The organism is Mesorhizobium sp. M7A.F.Ca.CA.003.01.2.1 (assembly GCF_003998945.1).
In the GTDB taxonomy this organism is placed as follows: domain Bacteria; phylum Pseudomonadota; class Alphaproteobacteria; order Rhizobiales; family Rhizobiaceae; genus Mesorhizobium; species Mesorhizobium ciceri.
In genome coordinates this window covers 1-394 of record NZ_RZRA01001720.1, presented here as the reverse complement: position 1 = coordinate 394, position 394 = coordinate 1, and the positions used below count along the sequence as shown (strand labels likewise).

Genomic DNA, 394 nt, shown 5'->3' with positions numbered 1-394 from the left:
GGCCAGCATCGTGGCATGAATTGCTGTCAGTTTCCGGCAGCAAACTTGGCAGGCGCGCACGGCGTTCCTTCGCGCCCGTCGGCCCGAACATTTTTCTTCCCGCCCCACTGTAGAAAGTCCCGGAATACCTGCCATGCTCGTGCTCGGGCACGCCGTCTCGCTCCCGGGGGAATACGCATGAAATCTCTGTTGCTCGCCTTTGTGTTGTTTCTCCCCACGGCCACCCTCGCCGAGCCGATCGAAACCCGGAAGATCATCACGGCTGTGACTGGCGATTTCAATGGCGACGGCGCCGTCGATCTTGCCATGGTGGTGGAGACCGAACCCGGCCATCCGATGGACGTCCACTTCTTCCTCAGGGACAGGAGCACAATTACCTCAAACCCGTCGAGAT

The 394-nt window shown here is 60.2% G+C and carries 1 pseudogene; it reads left to right on the top strand.

The features are described 5' to 3' along the window. Positions 1–177: 177 nt before the first annotated feature. Positions 178–394: pseudogene (locus EN969_RS35110) on the top strand (hypothetical protein); the annotation flags it as partial.